This is a genomic window from Sorangium sp. So ce693 (assembly GCF_051521375.1).
GTDB lineage: Bacteria > Myxococcota_A > Polyangia > Polyangiales > Polyangiaceae > Sorangium > Sorangium atrum.
Map to the genome: position 1 here is coordinate 8392586 of NZ_CP150347.1, position 17187 is coordinate 8409772.

At 72.3% G+C, this 17187-nt stretch carries 14 protein-coding genes; 11 read left to right on the forward strand and 3 right to left on the reverse strand.

Annotated features, from left to right (window positions below; genetic code table 11):
• Positions 1-11 precede the first annotated feature (11 nt).
• From WMF14_RS31060 to WMF14_RS31070, 3 genes are read left to right on the forward strand one after another with little or no spacing between them, the layout of a single operon-like run.
• A complete protein-coding gene (locus WMF14_RS31060) occupies positions 12-1658 on the forward strand; it encodes a protein kinase domain-containing protein (protein ID WP_437792072.1) in 1647 nt (548 codons plus the stop codon).
• A 5-nt stretch (positions 1659-1663) separates the two neighbouring features.
• Positions 1664-2788 (forward strand): tetratricopeptide repeat protein, encoded by a 1125-nt coding sequence (locus WMF14_RS31065; protein WP_437792075.1) that lies wholly within the window; start codon positions 1664-1666, stop codon positions 2786-2788.
• A gap of 1 nt (position 2789) precedes the next feature.
• Positions 2790-4601, forward strand: a complete 1812-nt coding sequence (locus tag WMF14_RS31070; RefSeq protein WP_437792077.1) for a hypothetical protein — start codon at positions 2790-2792, stop codon at positions 4599-4601.
• Positions 4602-4809: 208 nt separating this feature from the next.
• On the opposite strand, the gene WMF14_RS31075 is transcribed toward WMF14_RS31070, so the two are convergent.
• Together WMF14_RS31075 and WMF14_RS31080 are read right to left on the reverse strand one after the other, a co-directional pair.
• Positions 4810-5343 (reverse strand): hypothetical protein, encoded by a 534-nt coding sequence (locus WMF14_RS31075; protein WP_437792079.1) that lies wholly within the window; start codon positions 5341-5343, stop codon positions 4810-4812.
• Positions 5344-5834: 491 nt separating this feature from the next.
• On the reverse strand, positions 5835-6608 hold the full coding sequence (locus WMF14_RS31080) for a hypothetical protein (protein WP_437792080.1): 774 nt from the start codon (positions 6606-6608) through the stop codon (positions 5835-5837).
• Between the two features lie 706 nt (positions 6609-7314).
• Here WMF14_RS31080 and urtA point away from each other — a divergent pair.
• The 5 genes from urtA to urtE all read left to right on the forward strand — a co-directional run bounded on the left by urtA (position 7315) and on the right by urtE (position 12399).
• Entirely contained in the window at positions 7315-8616 is a 1302-nt protein-coding gene (urtA, locus tag WMF14_RS31085; RefSeq protein WP_437792083.1) for an urea ABC transporter substrate-binding protein, read from the forward strand.
• 134 nt (positions 8617-8750) lie between these two features.
• Entirely contained in the window at positions 8751-9647 is an 897-nt protein-coding gene (gene urtB / locus WMF14_RS31090; RefSeq protein ID WP_272094542.1) for an urea ABC transporter permease subunit UrtB, read from the forward strand.
• A 14-nt stretch (positions 9648-9661) separates the two neighbouring features.
• The gene (gene urtC / locus WMF14_RS31095) at positions 9662-10795 is read left to right on the forward strand and encodes an urea ABC transporter permease subunit UrtC (protein ID WP_437792087.1); all 1134 of its coding nucleotides are present in this window, start codon (positions 9662-9664) and stop codon (positions 10793-10795) included.
• Between the two features lie 69 nt (positions 10796-10864).
• Entirely contained in the window at positions 10865-11692 is an 828-nt protein-coding gene (gene urtD / locus WMF14_RS31100) for an urea ABC transporter ATP-binding protein UrtD (protein WP_437804331.1), read from the forward strand.
• A 5-nt stretch (positions 11693-11697) separates the two neighbouring features.
• Positions 11698-12399 (forward strand): urea ABC transporter ATP-binding subunit UrtE, encoded by a 702-nt coding sequence (urtE, locus tag WMF14_RS31105; protein WP_437792090.1) that lies wholly within the window; start codon positions 11698-11700, stop codon positions 12397-12399.
• Between the two features lie 458 nt (positions 12400-12857).
• Here the strand turns inward: urtE and WMF14_RS31110 are convergent, their stop codons facing one another.
• On the reverse strand, positions 12858-13025 hold the full coding sequence (locus WMF14_RS31110; RefSeq protein WP_272094546.1) for a hypothetical protein: 168 nt from the start codon (positions 13023-13025) through the stop codon (positions 12858-12860).
• A 111-nt stretch (positions 13026-13136) separates the two neighbouring features.
• Between WMF14_RS31110 and WMF14_RS31115 the strand changes: the two genes are divergently transcribed.
• From WMF14_RS31115 to WMF14_RS31125, 3 genes are all read left to right on the forward strand, one after another.
• Complete coding sequence (locus tag WMF14_RS31115; RefSeq protein WP_437792094.1) at positions 13137-14447, forward strand: formylglycine-generating enzyme family protein; 1311 nt, start codon at positions 13137-13139, stop codon at positions 14445-14447.
• A gap of 363 nt (positions 14448-14810) precedes the next feature.
• Complete coding sequence (locus WMF14_RS31120) at positions 14811-15080, forward strand: hypothetical protein (RefSeq protein ID WP_437792097.1); 270 nt, start codon at positions 14811-14813, stop codon at positions 15078-15080.
• 322 nt (positions 15081-15402) lie between these two features.
• Complete coding sequence (locus WMF14_RS31125) at positions 15403-16998, forward strand: protein kinase domain-containing protein (protein ID WP_437792100.1); 1596 nt, start codon at positions 15403-15405, stop codon at positions 16996-16998.
• The last annotated feature ends 189 nt before the right edge of the window (positions 16999-17187 follow it).

The window sequence follows — 17187 nt, forward strand, 5'->3', positions numbered from 1 at the left end:
AAGAAGGAGTGGTGCCCGTGCACTGCGGCGAGGTCATCGCAGACCGCTACCGGGTCGAGCGACCGCTCGGCATCGGCGGGATGGGGGCCGTCGTCGCGGCGCGGCACCTGTCGCTGGGCGAGCTCGTGGCCGTCAAATTCATGCGGCCGGAGCACTGCGGCAACGCGGCGCTGCTGAGGCGGTTCCAGCGCGAGGCGCGCGGGATGTTCCGGATGAAGACGGAGCACGTGCCGCGGATCTACGACCTGGGCGCGCTCGCCCCGAGGCCGGGGATCGCGCTGCCGGTGCCGTACATCGTGATGGAGCACCTCTCGGGCAACGATCTCCGCTCGATCCTGGAGCGCCGCGGGCGGCTGCCGGTCGACGAGGCGGCGGAGTACGTCCGTCAGGCCTGCGTTGCCCTGACGGAGGCGCACGCGCTCGGGATGGTCCACCGGGACCTCAAGCCCGCGAACCTGTTCCTGACGTACCGGACCGACGGCACGCCGCTCCTCAAGGTGCTCGACTTCGGCGTCGCGAAGTTCACGAGCGCGAAGCCGGAGCACGACGGGCTCGAGATGACGACGGCGCGGTCGGTCATGGGCTCCCGCCGCTACATGGCGCCGGAGCAGATGCTGACGCCCAAGGACATCGATCTGCGCGCGGATCTGTGGGCGCTCGGGGTCGTGCTCTACCAGCTCGTGAGCGGCACGCTGCCGTTCGGCGCGGAGACGCTGGAGCAGTTCGTGCTGGTCGTGTCGGAGAAGGCGCCCCGGCCGCTCGGGAACGCGTGCGCCGATCTGCCCCAGGGGTTCGAGGAGATCGTGATGCGCTGCCTCGAGAAGGACCGGACGCGCCGCCCGGCCTCGGCCCGCGAGCTCGCCGCCGCGCTCGCGCCGTTCGCGCTGCGCGGAGCGCCCGACGCGACGCTGCCCACGGGGGTGCACCGGAGTCAGCCGACGTTCACGTGGCTGGACGATGGGCCGCCCACGACCGCCGCGCGGCCGCCCATGACCTCCGCTCGGCCGGCCATGACGTCCGCTCGGCCGGCCGCGATCTCCGCGAGGCCGCCCACGACGTCCTCCGGGCCGGCCGAGACGAGGCGCGAAGGCCGCCGCCCCAGGCGAACCTGGCTGGCGGCCACGGCCGGCGCCGTCTCCGCGAGCGCCACGCTCGCCGCGATCCTCCTGTCGCCCGGGTGGCCACGGGCAGCGGGATTGACCTGGGCCGACGGCACCGGCGCGCAGCACCTCGCGGCGGTGCCGCAGGGGCTCGCCGCGGTGCCGAAGGGGAACGCGGTGGCAGCCAGGTCGTTCCAGGAGCCCGATGACATGGCCGAAGGTGCACCGCACGACGGCGCTGCCAGCGCGTGCGACGCTCCCCAGGCCGACGCCAGAGGCGCGCGCCCCACCGCGCGCAGCGGAGCCGGCGCCGTCCTGTCCACGAGGACCGCGCCGCCCGCACGGGCGGCTGCGGGGAGTACGCAGCGCGCGCCAGCGCGCGGGGGGCGCGCGTCTGAGACCTCGCCGGCGCCCGCAGCTGGCGCCGCGGTGCGGACGGCGGCGGATGCGCCGGCGCCCGCCCGGGGCGCGGCTGCAGGCGCGCCGTCCCTGGTGGCAACGCCCGGTAGCGGCGCTGAAGCCGCGGCGCCGGCGGGCGCGCCGGACAGCCCGTGGTGATCGCCATGCGCCGAGGAGCCCTGCCGAAGGTCCCCTGTTGCTCGCGCCCGCGCGGGCTCGCTTCCGCCCTCGCAGCCCTGTCGCTGTCGATCGCGCCGGCGAGCGGCCACGCTGGCGGGCCCGGTCCGGCGCAGTCCGGCCTGGAGCAGCCAAAACCCGACCCGGGACAGCCAGGCGGGCACAAGGAGCAGGTGCTCGCGCTCTATCAGGCCGCGACGCGCCTTCTCGAGGCGGGCCGCATCGCCGAGGCGTGTGCCATGCTCGAGCAGGGCCGGACGCTCGATCCAACCGCCCTCAACCTCCTCCTGCGGCTCGGCGAGTGCCTCGCGCGCGCAGGCAGGACCGCGGGCGCCTGGAACGTCTTCAGCGAGACCGCGGCCATCGCGAAGAGCGCGGGAGATCCCCGCGCCGCGCGCGCGGCCGCGCTCGCGGCGGCGCTCGAGCCGCGGCTCTCGCGGATGGCGATCGCCGTGCCCCCCGGGAGCGCCGCGCCGGGGCTGGAGATCCGCCGCAACGGCGTGCTGCTCCTGCCCTCCCAGTGGGGACAGGCCCTCCCGGTCGACCCGGGGACACACACGATCGAGGCGCAGGCGCCCGGCAGGAAGCGCTGGTCGGTCGTGCGCCTCGTCCCGCCCGACGGCGCGGGCATCGTCATCGAGCTGCCCCTCCTGGCGCAGGAGCCGCCTCCTCGCCCGCTCGCCGACGCGCCGAGAGGCCCCAGGACGCATGCGCCTCCCGTCCTGCCGATCGACGACCGCGGAGGCGACGCCGGCGCAGGGCGCGTGCAGCGCGTGATCGCGCTCGCGACCGGCGGCGCCGGCCTGGTCGGGCTCGGCCTTGGCGCCGTCTTCGGCGCGGAGGCGATCGCCCGCAGGGATGCCTCGAACCGGGGCCACTGCGACGCGCGGAGCCGCTGCGACGCCGTCGGGGTCGCGCTGCGCGAGGACGCGCAGAAGGCCGGCACCGCCTCGACGATCGCGTTCTCGACCGGCACCGCCGCGCTGCTCGCGGCCGGCCTGCTCCTCTGGACCGCCCCGCCCAGCGCCGCCGGCCTGCCCTCGCGCCGCGCCACGGCGACGGCCGCCGCCGGCCCCGGCGCGTTCTCCCTCATCGTGGGTGGGAGTTATTGACGTGGGCGCGCGCGGCACGACCGGGCTCGGCCTGCGGTTCACCCTCGTGGCGCTCGGCTGCGCCGGCTGCAACGCGCTGCTCGGGCTCGAGGACGGCATCCTCGTGGAGGACGGCTGCGCGCCGCTCTCGACCATCGCCTGCTACAGCGGGCCGCCGGCGACCGAGGGGGTCGGCGCCTGCCAGACCGGCCTCATGCGGTGCAACGCCGCCGGCGACGGCTACGGCCCCTGCGAGGGCGAGGTGACGCCTGCGCCGGAGCGCTGCGGCAACGCGGCCGACGACGACTGCGACGGCGCGATCGACGAGGCGGACGGCGACGGCGGCCGCCCCGAGGATCCCGCGGCCGACGGCGGCAGCGCCGTCTGCGCCTGCGCCCCCGGGACCGTCGAGCCGTGCCCGTACGGAGGACCGCCGGGCACCGTGGGCGTCGGCGCGTGCAGCGCCGGCCAGCGGGCATGCGGCCTCGACGGCCGGTGGGGCGCCTGCGCCGGCGAGGTCACGCCGCGGGTCGAGGACTGCACGACGCCGGCCGACGAGGACTGCAACGGCGGATGGGACTGCGGCGCGGTGCTCCCCGGCGGACCGCTCGGCGCGCTCCTCGGCGGCGCAGGCCAGGAGAGGGCGCGCGCGCTCGCGGCGGGCCCCGGGGGCTTCGCGATCCTGGGCGGCGAGTTCGAGGGCTCCCTCGATCTCGGCGCAGGGCAGGTCGCGACCGGCGCGGAGCAGGACGTCTTCGTGGCGCGGCTCGATCCGGACGGCGCCGTGGCGTGGACGCGCCGGCTCGTCGACGAGGGGCGAGGCTCGCTGCAGGCGCTCGCGGTGGATCTCGAGGGAGAGGTCGCGATCACGGGCGAGCTCGTGGGGGTGATGAGCGCCGTGGGGCTCACCGCCGACGCGCCGCAGGGCTTCGTGATCAAGCTGGACGCCGGGGGCGGGCTGCGCTGGGGGGCGAGGCTCCCTGGAAGGCCGCAGGACGTCGCGGTCTCGGCGGCAGGCGAGGTCGTCGTCGTGTCGACGCTGATGGAGCCCAGCGGGACCGACGTGGCGGTGACCAAGCTCAGCGCCGCGGGCCTGCAGCTCTGGACGCACCAGTTCGGCGGCGCGGGGAACCAGGAGCCGACCGGTGTGGCGATGGACCCGCGCGGCGATGTGGTCATGACAGGGACCTTCGAAGGCGAGCTCCAGCTCGGCGAGGAGGCGCCCCGGCTCTCGTCCGCGGGGATGAGCGACGTGTTCCTGGCCAAGCTCGACGAGCGCGGCGAGCACGTCGCGTCGCTGGCCTTCGGCGACGGCCGCCGGCAGCACGGGGGCGACATCGAGATCGGGCCGGGCGGCGAGATCGCGCTGAGCGGGACGTTCGAGGGCCTGCTCGATCTGGGCGGCAGCGCGCTGTTCTCGGAGGGGATGTCGGCGTTCGTGGCCGAGCTCGGGCCTGCGCGAGAGCACCGCTTCAGCCGGGCTTACCCCGCGGAGCGGCCGCCGCGCCTCGCGCTCGAGGCGGACGGCGGGCTCGTCCTGGCGGGCGACGTCGATGGCCCGACCAACCTCGGAGGGGGGCCGCTCGACGGCGCCGGAGGCGGCGGCGACATCGTCGTGGCGCGGCTCGACGCCGGGGGGCGCCACGTGTGGAGCAAGCGGCTCGGCGCGGCCGCCGGGACCCGCGGAGGGAGCCGGTCCGCGGCGGGGGTCGCGTCGTTCGCGGACCGCGGCCACATCCTGCTGGCAGGAACCGTCGAGGGCAGCGTGGACCTCGACGGCGTCACGGCGGAGTCGACCTGGTCCGACATCCTGGTGGCGCGGCTCTCGCCGTAGGGCGCCGACGATCGCCGGCAGGGTCCCATCCGCCAGGACGGCTCATCGCAGCGGGCTCCTCGGCGCGCTCGACCCTCGGTGATCGCCGGCAGGACGGTACGCGACAAAACAGGACAGGCGATCTCGACGAGATCGCCTGTCCTGTCCGGCCGGCTCGGATCACCTCAGGATCGATGACGCACGACGCCGGCGCGGCGCCTGAGGGCCATCACTGGCAGGTGCCCAGGCACTCGAGGTACGGGCTGCACGCCGCGTCGTCCTGGCAGGCGGCCGCGGCGGCCTCGATGCAAGCATCGTCATCGGAGAGGCGATTCAGGCACTCCACGCAGTCCGGGTTGTTCGCGTCCAGGTTGATGGTGCCGTCATCGTTGCAGACGTCGCTCGTGGCATCGGTGGTATCGCACGCGCTGGCGCACGCGGAGTCAGCCGCGCAACCGCACTGCTGGAACCCGTGAATCCCGAGGGCCTCCAGCCCTTCAGCGTACGTCTCATCACAGCAGTCCGAGCAGTCGTCCGCGGTCCCGGCGTCGGCGCACACCTCGCCCCCGCCCGTGCCCCCGGCGCCACCGTCGCCTCCGCCCGTCCCGCCTGATCCGCCCTCGCCCGTGGTGGCCGACGTCGTGGTCGAGCCCGAGGCGCCCGAGCCGCCGTCGCCGCTCGTGTCGCCGTCACCGCTCGTTACCGTACAGGCCGCCATCATACCCACGCTGATCAGGATCGCTGCGAAACCGAAAGCTTTCATGAATCCACCTCCAGACGAGTAGGGCAGCGCCGCTCGGCTCGTAACTCGGCACCACACGTCGAGCGACGTCGCCGGGCCACGCTCCCTGTGCACTTCAACGCCACCGTCGGCGCCGGGCGCTGTTCCTACACCAGAATTTTACGTGATGGTATCTGCTTCGTGCCTACAGCTGCGCCTCCGCGCCGCAAGCGGCCGCGCCAGGAGCACGCATGTCTCTGCACAATGTGCGCACAATCCACCGGGACAGATCGGTTGTCAGCCGTTTTATGCAACAGGAGCAGACCCTAGCACAGGGCAGGTGCGGGAGATCAAGCGGCTCTGCGTGGATAACCTGCTCCAGGGGAACGCGCTGGGCACGCGGGCGACCTCGACAGCAAAGGTGAGGCAGAAAGCGCCAACCAGAGCTCGCTGGTGGCCTGTCGCGCTCCGAACGATCGAGATCTCGATGGAACAGCGGGGAGCTCTCGGTCCTTTTGCTTCCGCGCGCGGCGTTACGAGCCGCCCGCGGCGCGCCGCATGGCGCAGTCGAGGTCGCCTTTGCAGGGGTCGCCCGTTGTACGCGCGCCGCCTGGGCTCGCCGGCGGCGCGGCGGCCGGCGGTCCACTGCTCTCCGCGGCGCGCCTCGCCGACACCTTGCCCCCGGCTGCGGGGGCGGTGGCTGCGGCCTTCGCCCCGCCCTCGCGCGCCTTGTCGCCCTTCTTCTTCTTGGCCGGAGGCGCCTCGGCGGGCGCGGCCGCGGCCTTCGCCTCCACCTTCGGCAGCTGCGTCAGCGCCGCGCTCGCCGCGTGCCGCACGCCGGGCTGCGCAGCGGCCTGGAGCGTCTCGCGCGGGGCGCCGAACCACACCGCGCCGGCGACGACCGCCGCTCCGAGGACGCCCACGATTCCGTAGCGCACGCCCGCCGCCCGTCGCGCGCGCGGCGGGCGCAGGTCGATCGGGACCTCGGAGGGCACGGGCGTGAGATCGGGTGGCCTGAACGCCGGCAGCTCGGAAGGCACGCCGAACGGAAAGATCTCCAGGTAGCTGCTGCGCTCTCCGTCGCCTGTGGCGGACCCGTGGAGTTCCGCCGTCCCGGAGTTCCTCGCGCCGTGCTCGGCCCGCGCGCCGTTCGTCGTGGTGGCTGCCTTCTCCACCGCGAGCAACGCGCTCAGGGAGATCACCACCGAGTTCTCGTCCCGCGGCCCGGCCGCAACGCCATCCGGCGCCGCTCCGCCGCTCGTGGATCGGCCATCCGTCTCGCCGGGCAAGTGATTGGTGCTTCTCATACGCTCCACCCCGCCTGCCCTCCGTGTCGACCGAGCACAGGGCGCAGACAGCATCTACCAGTGTACTCGCCATTTACCGCTCTTGATACAAGTTTTTTATTGCACTGGAGAGCACACCTCGTCGTAACCGCTCGCAACCGCTCGCAACAGCGCCGGAGCGCTCGGCGCTCGTGCGCGTAGCGGCCAGAGCGCCCCACACCGTGTCGGCTCAAGCGACATCGGGCGTGACGACCCGGGGCGAAGGTCGCGCGTGCGCGTCCACTGGCCCCGCGCCCCGCGCCCCGCGCCCCGCGCCCCGCGCCCCGCGCCCCGCGCCCCGCGTGCGGTGCATCACACCGGAGTCGGAGCCGGAACGATTCTCGAGCGGAACGGGAACAACGATGGATCGCGCGACGCGCTTTGTGGTCGGAAATCCAAATGGCCCGCGGAAAACGCACCGCGCCTCCCGGCCGGGCGACATTTCACGTCGACGAAACCTCGACGAAACATGCCACTCGGCATAAGGCCTTTCACCACGACGTCGTGTGGCTGGCCCTTGTCCGGGGACGGCGCTCTGCTGCGCAGGGCGGCCCTCCGGTGTGTCCAGCCGGGAGTCTCCACTGGCCGGCTCCCGAACTCCCAACGGCTCTTGTGCAGTCGAATCGCCGCGCCGCGTCGATGCAGGGCATTGGACGCGCCCCCGGCACTCAAGGAGGATGCGTTGAATATGTACACGTCTGGGTTGGACGTTGAGGATCGGCCGGCGGCGGGCACCTCTCGGCGGCGGGCGCTCTGCGTCGCGATGGCGGCGCTCGCCGGCGCGGCCCTGCTCTCTGCGTGCGGCAAGGCGAACGAGGAGGCTCCTGCGCCCGGGACGACGCCCGCGGCGCCCGCCTCGGACAGCGCCTCCATCAAGGTCGGCGTTCTCCACTCGCTGAGCGGCACCATGTCGATCAGCGAGGTGGCCGTGAAGGACGCGACGCTGCTCGCCATCGAGGAGATCAACAAGGCGGGCGGCGTGCTCGGCAAGCAGCTCGTGCCCGTGGTCGAGGACGGCGCCAGCGACTGGCCCACGTTCAACGAGAAGGCCAGGAAGCTCGTGCAGCAGGACGCGGTGGCGGTCGTGTTCGGCGGCTGGACCAGCGCCAGCCGCAAGGCGATGCTGCCCTCGTTCGAGGAGCTGAACGGCCTGCTCTTCTACCCGGTCCAGTACGAGGGCCTGGAGCAGTCGCCCAACATCTTCTACACCGGCGCCGAGCCGAGCCAGCAGATCGTCCCCGCGGTCGACTACCTGCTCGAGAAGGGCAAGAAGCGCATTTACCTGCTCGGCTCCGACTACGTCTTTCCGCGCACGGCCAACAAGATCATCAAGGCTCAGCTCGCGTCGAAGGGCGGCGAGCTCGCCGGCGAGGAGTACCTGCCGCTCGGCGGGACCGAGGTCAGCACGATCATCAGCAAGATCAGCGCGGCCAAGCCGGACGCGATCTTCAACACGCTGAACGGCGACAGCAACGTGGCGTTCTTCAAGCAGTTCAAGGACGCCGGTTACACCGCCGACAAGCTGCCGGTCCTCTCGGTGAGCGTCGCCGAGGAGGAGGTGCGCGGCATCGGCGCCGACAACATCGCCGGACACCTCGTCTCGTGGAACTACTACCAGACGACGGACACCCCCGAGAACAAGAAGTTCGTCGACGCGTACAAGGCCAAATACGGCGCCACGCGCGTCACGGACGATCCCATCGAGGCGGGCTACTTCGGTGTCTATCTGTGGAAGATGGCCGTCGAGAAGGCCAAGTCGACCGAGGTCGCCAAGGTGAAGGAGGCGGTGAAGGCCGGAGGCATCGAGTACGCCGCGCCCGAGGGCCTGGTCCGGCTCGACGGGAAGAACCAGCACACCTGGAAGACGGTCCGTATCGGCGCGGTCCGGAAGGACGGCCTCATCGACGAGGTGTGGAGCTCGGGCAAGCCGGTCCAGCCGGATCCGTACCTGAGCGCGTATCCCTGGGCGAAGGAGCTGGCCGCGAAGTAGCGGGGCGCGGGCGCGGAGCCTGAAGGCCGGACCACGGAGCCGCGGAGGGCGCAGGGCCTCGTCATGACGCCCTCCGCGCCTCCGCAGCTCGAACCTCTCTGTGCGCGGCGTCTCGATCGGTTGGGTGCTCTAGAATGAACGAAGTTCTCCTCCACGCCTTCAACGGCCTGAGCCTGGGCTCGATCCTCCTGCTCATCTCGATGGGCCTCGCGTTCTCCTTCGGGCTCATGAACGTGATCAACATGGCCCACGGCGAGTTCATCATGGCGGGGGCGTACACGACGTACGTCGTCGGGCAGCACGTCGCGCCGCTCGTCGGGGGGACCGAGGCCGGGCTCTGGTTCCTGCTCGCGCTGCCGGCCTCGTTCCTCGTGGCCGGCGTGCTCGGGCTCCTGCTCGAGCTCTCGATGATTCGCTTCCTCTACGGCAGGCCGCTCGACACGCTGCTCGCCACGTGGGGCGTCGGCCTCGTGCTGCAGCAGGCCGCGCGGAGCCTGTTCGGCGCGTCCAACGTGCAGGTCTCGAGCCCGTCGTGGCTGAGCGGCGGCGTGGCGCTCTCGGGCGGCGTGCAGCTGCCTTACAAGCGGGTCTTCCTCATCGCGCTCGTGATCGCGTGCATCGTCGCCGTCTACACGTACCTGCACCGCTCCGCGGGGGGCAGGCGGCTGCGGGCCGTCATGCAGAACCGCGAGATGGCCTCGTGCCTCGGCGTCCGCGCGCGCCGGGTCGACGCCGCGACGTTCGCGCTCGGCGCCGGGCTCGCCGGGATCGCCGGGTGCGCGCTGACGCAGCTCGGCTCGATCGGCCCGTCGCTCGGGACGAACTACATCGTCGACGCCTTCATGGTGGTCATCCTCGGGGGCCTCGGGCGGCTGCCTGGCACGGTGGTGGCCGCGCTCGTGATCGGCGTCGCGAACACGCTGCTCGAGCTCTCGACGACGGCGTCGCTCGGCAAGGCGCTCGTGTTCGCGCTGGTGATCGCCTTCTTGCAGTGGCGTCCGACAGGCCTGCTCGCCCTGCGCACACGATAGGAGAGGACACGGACATGGCCCCTCGAGACTCTGCCCTTCGCACCTTCGTCTGGACCTGGGGAGCGCCGCTCGCCGTCGCGTTGCCGCTCCTCGTCGCGCCGCTCGTGCTCTCCGACTTCCGCCTGAACCTGCTCGGCAAGTTCCTCACGTACGCCATCGTCGCCCTGGGGCTCGATCTCATCTGGGGCTATGGCGGGATGCTGAGCCTCGGGCAGGGGCTCTTCTTCGGCCTCGGCGGCTACGCGATGGCGATGTACCTGAAGCTGGAGACCTCCGGCTCGCGGCTGCCCGATTTCATGAGCTGGAGCGGCCTCGAGGCGCTGCCGATCTTCTGGGAGCCGTTCCGCTCGCCGGTCGTGGCCCTCTGCGCCGTCGTCCTCCTGCCGATGGCGATCGCGTCCGCGGTGGGTTATCTCGTCTTCCGGAGCCGCGTCCAGGGGGTGTATTTCTCGCTGATCACCCAGGGGCTCACGCTGATCGCGTCGATCCTCTTCATCGGCCAGCAGGCGGTGACGGGCGGCACGAACGGGATCACGAACCTGAAGACGATCTTCGGCTTCACGCGGGGGGCAGCCGGGACGCAGACGGTGCTCTATTTCGTGACGCTCTTCTGCCTCGGGGCGCTCTATCTCCTGTGCCGGAAGCTCACCCAGTCGCGCTTCGGGCGCCTGCTCGTGGCGATGCGGGACGACGAGAACCGGGTGCGCTTCCTCGGCTACAACCCGGTCACGCTGAAGACGCTGGTGTTCGCGCTGTCGGCGGGCATGGCGGGCGTCGCGGGCGCGCTGTTCGTCTGCCAGGTCGGCCTCATCTCGCCCTCCTCGATGGGCGTGATCCCGTCCGTCGAGATGGTGACCTGGGTGGCTGTCGGCGGGCGCGGCACGCTGATCGGCGCCGTCGTCGGGGCGATCCTGGTCAGCCTGGGCAAGAGCGCGCTCAGCGAGTCGTACCCCGAGGTGTGGCAGCTCGGCTTCGGCGCGCTCTTCGCGGCGTCGGTCATGCTGCTCCCGAAGGGCGTCTCGGGCTTCCTGCAGCGGCACGTCGCGAAGCTCTCGCGCCGCGGCACGGACGTCGCGGCGGGGCCGGCGGGCGGGGACGAGGTCGACCCGGCGGCGGGCCCAGAGGCGCCGGCGACGACGGGGCGCTGAGGGGGAGGCGCGGAGATGAGCGGAAGCGAGCACGGAAACGAGCGCGGAGACGAGGAGAGGAGCAGCGCGATGAGCCGCGGCAACATCGTCGAGGTCCAGCGGGTAACGGTGAGCTTCGACGGCTTCAAGGTGCTGGACGAGCTCGACTTTTCCATCCAGCGCGGGGAGCTCCGGTTCCTGATCGGGCCGAACGGCGCGGGGAAGACGACGCTGCTCGACATCCTGACCGGCAAGACGAAGCCGTCGAGCGGACGTGTGGTGTTCCACGGAGGTGGGGAGTCCGGACAGGAGGCCATGGAGGTGAATCGCCTGCCGGAGCACGCCCTGGTGCGGCTCGGGATCGGGCGGAAGTTCCAGACGCCGGCGGTGTTCGGGAGCCTCACGGTGCTCGAGAACCTGGAGGCGGCCATGGGCTTCCGGGAGAGCGCGCCGGGGCTGCTCCGCGCGCTGTCAGCGCCGCAAGAGAGGGAGATCTCCGAGACGCTCGATCGCGTCGGGCTCAGGCGGCGCGCGGACGTGCGGGCCGCGGTGCTCGCGCACGGGGAGCGGCAGTGGCTGGAGATAGGCATGCTCCTCGTGCAGCAGCCGAAGCTGCTCCTGCTCGACGAGCCGGTGGCGGGGATGACCCGGCGCGAGCGCGACCGCACAGGGGAGCTCGTCCAGGAGATCGCGAAGCAGCGGTCGGTGCTGGTGGTGGAGCACGACATGGAGTTCGTGCGGCGCTACGCGAGCACGGTGACGGTGCTGCACGCAGGCAGGCGGCTGTGCGAGGGGCCGGTCGAGGAGGTCCAGCGCGATTCGAAGGTGATCGAGGTCTATCTCGGGCGGGCGCACGACGCGGGGCACGCGCGCGGCGGGGCCAAGGCGCCGGCCGAGGCTCAGGCGGAGGAGCGGTAGCGAGCATGCTGGTTGTCGAGGATCTCGCGGTCTATTACGAGGAGAGCTGCATCCTGTCGCAGGTCAGCCTGGACGTCGCGCCAGGGCGGGTGTCGTGCCTGCTGGGCCGCAACGGGGTCGGCAAGACGACGTTGCTCAAGGCGATCATGGGCGTGCTGAAGCCGCGGCGCGGCAAGGTGACGCTCGACGGGGCGGACCTCACGGCGAGGTCGCCGAGCGACAGGGCGCGCGCGGGGATAGGCTATGTGCCGCAGGGGCGAGGGATCTTCCCCTACCTGACGGTGCGAGAGAACCTGCTCATGGGCTTCGAGGCGAAGAGCGATCCGACGCCTAGCCCCGCCGCGCTGGAGGAGATGATGGAGATGTTCCCCATCCTCAAGAAGTTTCACGCGCGGGCGGCCGGGACGCTGAGCGGCGGGCAGCAACAGCAGCTCTCGCTCGCGCGGGTGCTGCTGAGGAAGCCGAAGCTGCTCTTGCTCGACGAGCCGACGGAGGGGATCCAGCCGTCGATCATGCAGGAGATAGGCGAAGTGATAAAGGGGCTCGGGAAGAAGGGGGATATGGCGATCCTGCTCGTGGAGCAGTTTTTGGATTTCGCGCTCTCGACGGCGAGCGAGTACTTCATCATGGACAACGGGGGGATCGTGCGGCGGGGGAGCGTGGCGGAGTTCGACGACGAGATCGCCAGGGAGTTTTTGGCGGTGTGAGGAGCCCCTCGAGGGCGGCCCGGCCCCGGGAGAGGGAGTTCGTGGCGTGGCGGTGCGCGGGGGCCCCGCCGAACTCGCCTGGGACGTCCTCTGCCCGGCGCGCTGCGCACGCCGGACAGAGGACGTCAAATGGGCTCGGACATCGGCCCTCCCCCGCGCACCGCCACGCCACGAACTCCCTCTCCCGGGGCCTACGGTTGATCGGCTCAGACATCGGCCCTCCCCCGCGCACCGCCACGCCACGAACTCCCTCTCCCGGGGCCTACGGTTGATCGGCTCAGACATCGGCCCTCCCCCGCGCACCGCCACGCCACGAACTCCCTCTCCCGGGGCCTACGGTTGTTGTGTTTTGTTCTTGGCGTCCTTGGCTCCTTGGCGGCTCACTTCTCGCTCGATCAACGTCATCGGTGTCCTGGAAGCGAACGCAGGTGCTGCCCTGGGGGACCCCAACCATCGGTTTAACCCGAGATCGCCGTGGACCTGGCCGTCTCCTCGAGGTCGCGGAGGTTGGGCACGACGACGGCGGCGAGGTTCCCGCCCAGCTCGCCAGCGCCATGCGTGAGGGCGGAGAGGATGGCGCGCTCGGGGCGACGGGCCGCCTCGACCGTGTCTGTCGCGCTCGGCACCGCCTGCTGCTCGGCACGGGCGGGCGCATGTCGAGCGTGCGGCGCAGCAGGGAACGCGTGGGAGGACGCGCGTCGGTGGACAGCGGGCGCCGAGCGGCAGTAGGACAGGGCATGGAGAAGCGGAAGGGCGCTAGATGGCTGTGGGCGGCGTGGGCGGTGACGGCAGGCGGATGTGCGCTGGCGGCGGGGCTGGAGGACGGTTATTACGTGCAGAAAGAAGGCAGTGGCGGAACCGGAGCCGAAGCCGGCGCCGGGGGAGCTGGCAGCGGGAGGGGAGGCGCCGGGGGAGCTGGCAGCGGTATGGAAGGCGCCGGGGGAGCTGGCAGCGGTATGGAAGGCGCCGGGGGAGCTGGCGGCGAGGACGAGTGCACGCTGGCCGGACAGCGGTGCGTCGGTCAGACGTGCGTCGATGGGCAGTGCACCGGGGAGTGCGGTCCGGAGGACGTGCGCTGCTCGGAGGACAATCGCCCGCAGCGGTGCGGAGAGCGCGGGTCGTGGGAGGACGCGGAACCGTGCGGTGCGGCGACGCCCGCATGCGACGCAGGGAAGTGCGTGCCACGGAGCTGTGTCGGACTGGCCGAGACGTGCGGCCCTGACAGCAACGAGAGCTGCTGCGCGACGGGGGAGGCGGTGTCCGGGGGCACGTTCAACCGGGGCAACGACGCAGCGTATCCAGCGACGGTGAGCGGGTTCTTGCTGGATAGGTTCGAGGTGACGGTGGGTCGATTCCGGAAGTTCGTGGAGGCGTATCCCGGGAGCAAGCCGGCGGCGGGAGCGGGTGCGCACCCGAAGATCGCGGGTAGCGGGTGGAATGCGGATTGGGCGAGCAAGCTGCCTGTGGATGCAGCGGCGCTGAAGGCGGCGGTGAATTGCGAGTCAGAATTCCAGACGTGGACGGATGCAGCGGGTGATCACGAGCACCTGCCGATGAGCTGCCTGAGCTGGTACGTGGCGTTCGCGTTCTGCGCGTGGGATGGGGGCCGTCTGGCGACGGAGGCGGAGTGGAACTACGCGGCGGCGGGAGGAGGAGGCGCGGACGGGCAGCGCGTGTATCCATGGTCGAAACCGGCAGACTCGACGGCGATCGATGCCGATCACGCGGTGTATGGCTGCGGGCCTGACGCCTCGTGCGCCCCCCCCGGCGACATGCAGGCCGTCGGGTCGAGGTCGCCGGGAGATGGGAGGTGGGGACAGGCGGACCTGGCCGGGAACCTGCGGGAGTGGGTTCTGGACTGGTACGCGGAGCCGTACCCATCAGGCGACTGCAAAGATTGCGCCAATATGGCCATGGCCTCGTATCGGGTGATCCGGGGCGGGGGCTGGAACGACGTTGCGTCGACCCTGCTCTCTTCCGGACGCAACTACGACGACCCGTCGGCCCGCAAAATCGACGTCGGGGCCCGGTGCGCGAGGACACCGTAGTTCATGACACGAATAGTGCTCATCATGTCACTTCCCTTGAAACTTGATCCTTGAACCCTTGATCAAGCAAGGATCCCCGCCGATGTCGGGCGATGGCAGTCGGAACGCGGGAAGCCGGGGGTCCGGGGGCGGAGCCCGCGGCCCGGCTGCAGCGCCGGTGATCGCCGTCCGGATGGAATCGCTGCTCGCCTGGGTGGCCGAGCGGGTCGCCAAGTTCCCTCGCGACATCGCTTCACCGTCGGCGACCGCCTTCTCCATGCCTGCCTCGACGTCACCGAGCACCTCGTCGAGGCCTCCTAACGCCGCGACAAGCGCGCCGACCTCACCGCCGCCTCGCGCGGCCTGGTCCGCGCCCGCGTGCTCATGCGGCTCGCCCACACCCTCCGCTGCGTCTCCGAGGCCCAGCGCCTCCACTTCGCCCAGGAGAGCGACGAGGTCGGCAGGAGGCTCGGCGGCTGGCTCTGCACGGCCCACCCGCGCGAAGCTCCCCCCGTCCGGCGCCCGTACGGGCCGGACGGCGTCGCGAGGGACGCCTCGGACCGGGTGATCCGCGGCGGGAGCTTCAACAACGATGCGTCTTCCCTGCTCTCCTCCACGCGCAACAAACGACGACCCGTCGGACCGCGACAATGACGTCGGGGCCCGGTGCGCGAAGACGATGACCTTCCCCCCTCGCGAGGACACCCGGAGCCGGTGCGATCACGGTCGCGCCGGGCGTGGTGCTCCACGCGTGGTGCTCCACAGTCCACCCTCGCGGCGCCGCGCCCCTCGGGGCGCGAAGAGCGCCCGCGGCGCCCGCCGCGGGCTCCCCCGGGCCGAGCCGGCGCGGGTGCAGGCGCAACCGCACCGCCTCCCCCCGCGCCCCACGCGGCGCGCTGCCTCCCGGGTTCGTCACCGGCGGACAGCGGCCCTCCGTCCCCTTGACGCCGCCCACCCGGCGCGTGAGCCTCGGCTCGTGTCGGTCATCCTTGCGGAGGGGACGGTCTTCGCGCGCCGCTACCGCGTCGTGCGCCTCGTCGCCGCCGGCGCGATGGGGGCCGTGCACGAGGTGATTCACCTCGAGACCGAGCGCCGCCGCGCGCTCAAGGTCATGCACGCTCACCTCTTCCAGAGCGAGGAGATGCGCGAGCGCTTCAAGCGAGAGGCGCGCATCGGGGCCAGGGTCGAGAGCGAGCACATCGTCGACGTCTTCGACGCGGGCGTCGACGAGGCGACCGGAATGCCGTTCCTGGTCATGGAGCTCCTGCGCGGCGAGGAGCTCGGCGAGCGGGTCGAGCGCGCCGGCCGCCTGCCGCCCGCCGAGGCCGTCACCTACCTCTACCAGACCGCGCTGGCCCTCGACCGGACCCACGCGGCGAGCATCGTGCACCGCGACCTCAAGCCCGCGAACATCTTCCTGTCGCAGCGCGAGGACGGCTCGGTCCGCGTGAAGATCCTCGACTTCGGCATCGCCAAGCTCGTCGCCGAGGGCTCCACCGCCGCGGGCGCCACGAGCAGCCTCGGCACGCCGATCTACATGCCCCCCGAGCAGTTCCACGGCCGCACGAGGCTCACCGGCGCCGCGGACATCTTCGCGCTCGGCATGATGGCCTATACGCTGCTCGTGGGCGCCTCGTACTGGGATCCCGAGGCGAGCACCGTCGACGGCGTGTTCGCGTTCGCGATGATCGCCGTCGGCGGCCCGCAGGAGCCGCCGGTGCAGCGGGCGCGCTCGATGGGCGTGACGCTGCCGCCGGCCTTCGACGCGTGGTTCGCCCGGGCCACGGCGGTCGATCCCGCGGCGCGGTTCCAGCGGGCCACGGACGCGGTGCGGGCCCTCGGCGAGGTGCTCGGCGTCCCCGTCGCCAGCGGCCAGGCGACGTTCCCGAGCCCGCCGTCCTGGCCCGGAACGGCCCCCACCGCGGCGGAGGTGGCCCCCGCCGCGGCGGCGTTGTCCCCCGCCCTCGTCACGACCGAGCCGGCCCCGGCGGCGGCGATGAGCGCGGGCGCGGAGCGCGACGCGCGCTCGTCCGGTCCGGCGCTCGTGGGGAGCTCGACCGGCGTCGCGGTGTCCGGCATGCTGTCCAGCCCGTCGAGACCGAGCCGCGCCCCGCTCGCCGCGGGGCTTTCGGCGCTCGGGCTCCTCGTGCTGCTGGGCGGCGGCTGGCTCGCGCTGCGCGCCAGCCGCGGCGGTGAGCCGGCGGCGGCTGACGTCACGACGGCGGCAGCGACGCCGGAGTCGACGGCGGCAGCGCCCGAGCCGACCCTCGCACCGGCGCCCGCGTCGACGCCCGAACCAACCCTCGTGCCGGCGCCCGCGTCGGCTCCCGCGGCAGCGGAACCGTCCGCCACAGCGCCGCCTCCTCCCGCCTCGACGACGGCGCCACGCGCGCCGTCCATAGCGGCAGTGCGAGTCTCCGCGGCACCCACGTCGACAACGCTCCGCCCGGGTGCGCCGTCGCGGGCCCCCGCCGCCAAGCCATCGCTATCGGGCCCCAGGCCGCCCTCGAGCGACAAGAAGCCGCCCGCGCTGCAGCCAACGACATCGACCTCCCCGTACGGCCGGTATTGAGCTGCACCTCCGCGGCAGCGCCGGCTCGCGTCCTGCGCGCCGAGCTCCGCGTCCACGGCAACACCGTGCGCGCCTTGGGCGCCCAGCTCCACCTCCTCTTGCCCCCGAGCGGTTCGAGCGCCGTCGTGAAGAGCACGGCACGGCGCCCCGTTCCCCTCTCCTTCCTCCCCTTCCCCGCCTTCCCACCTC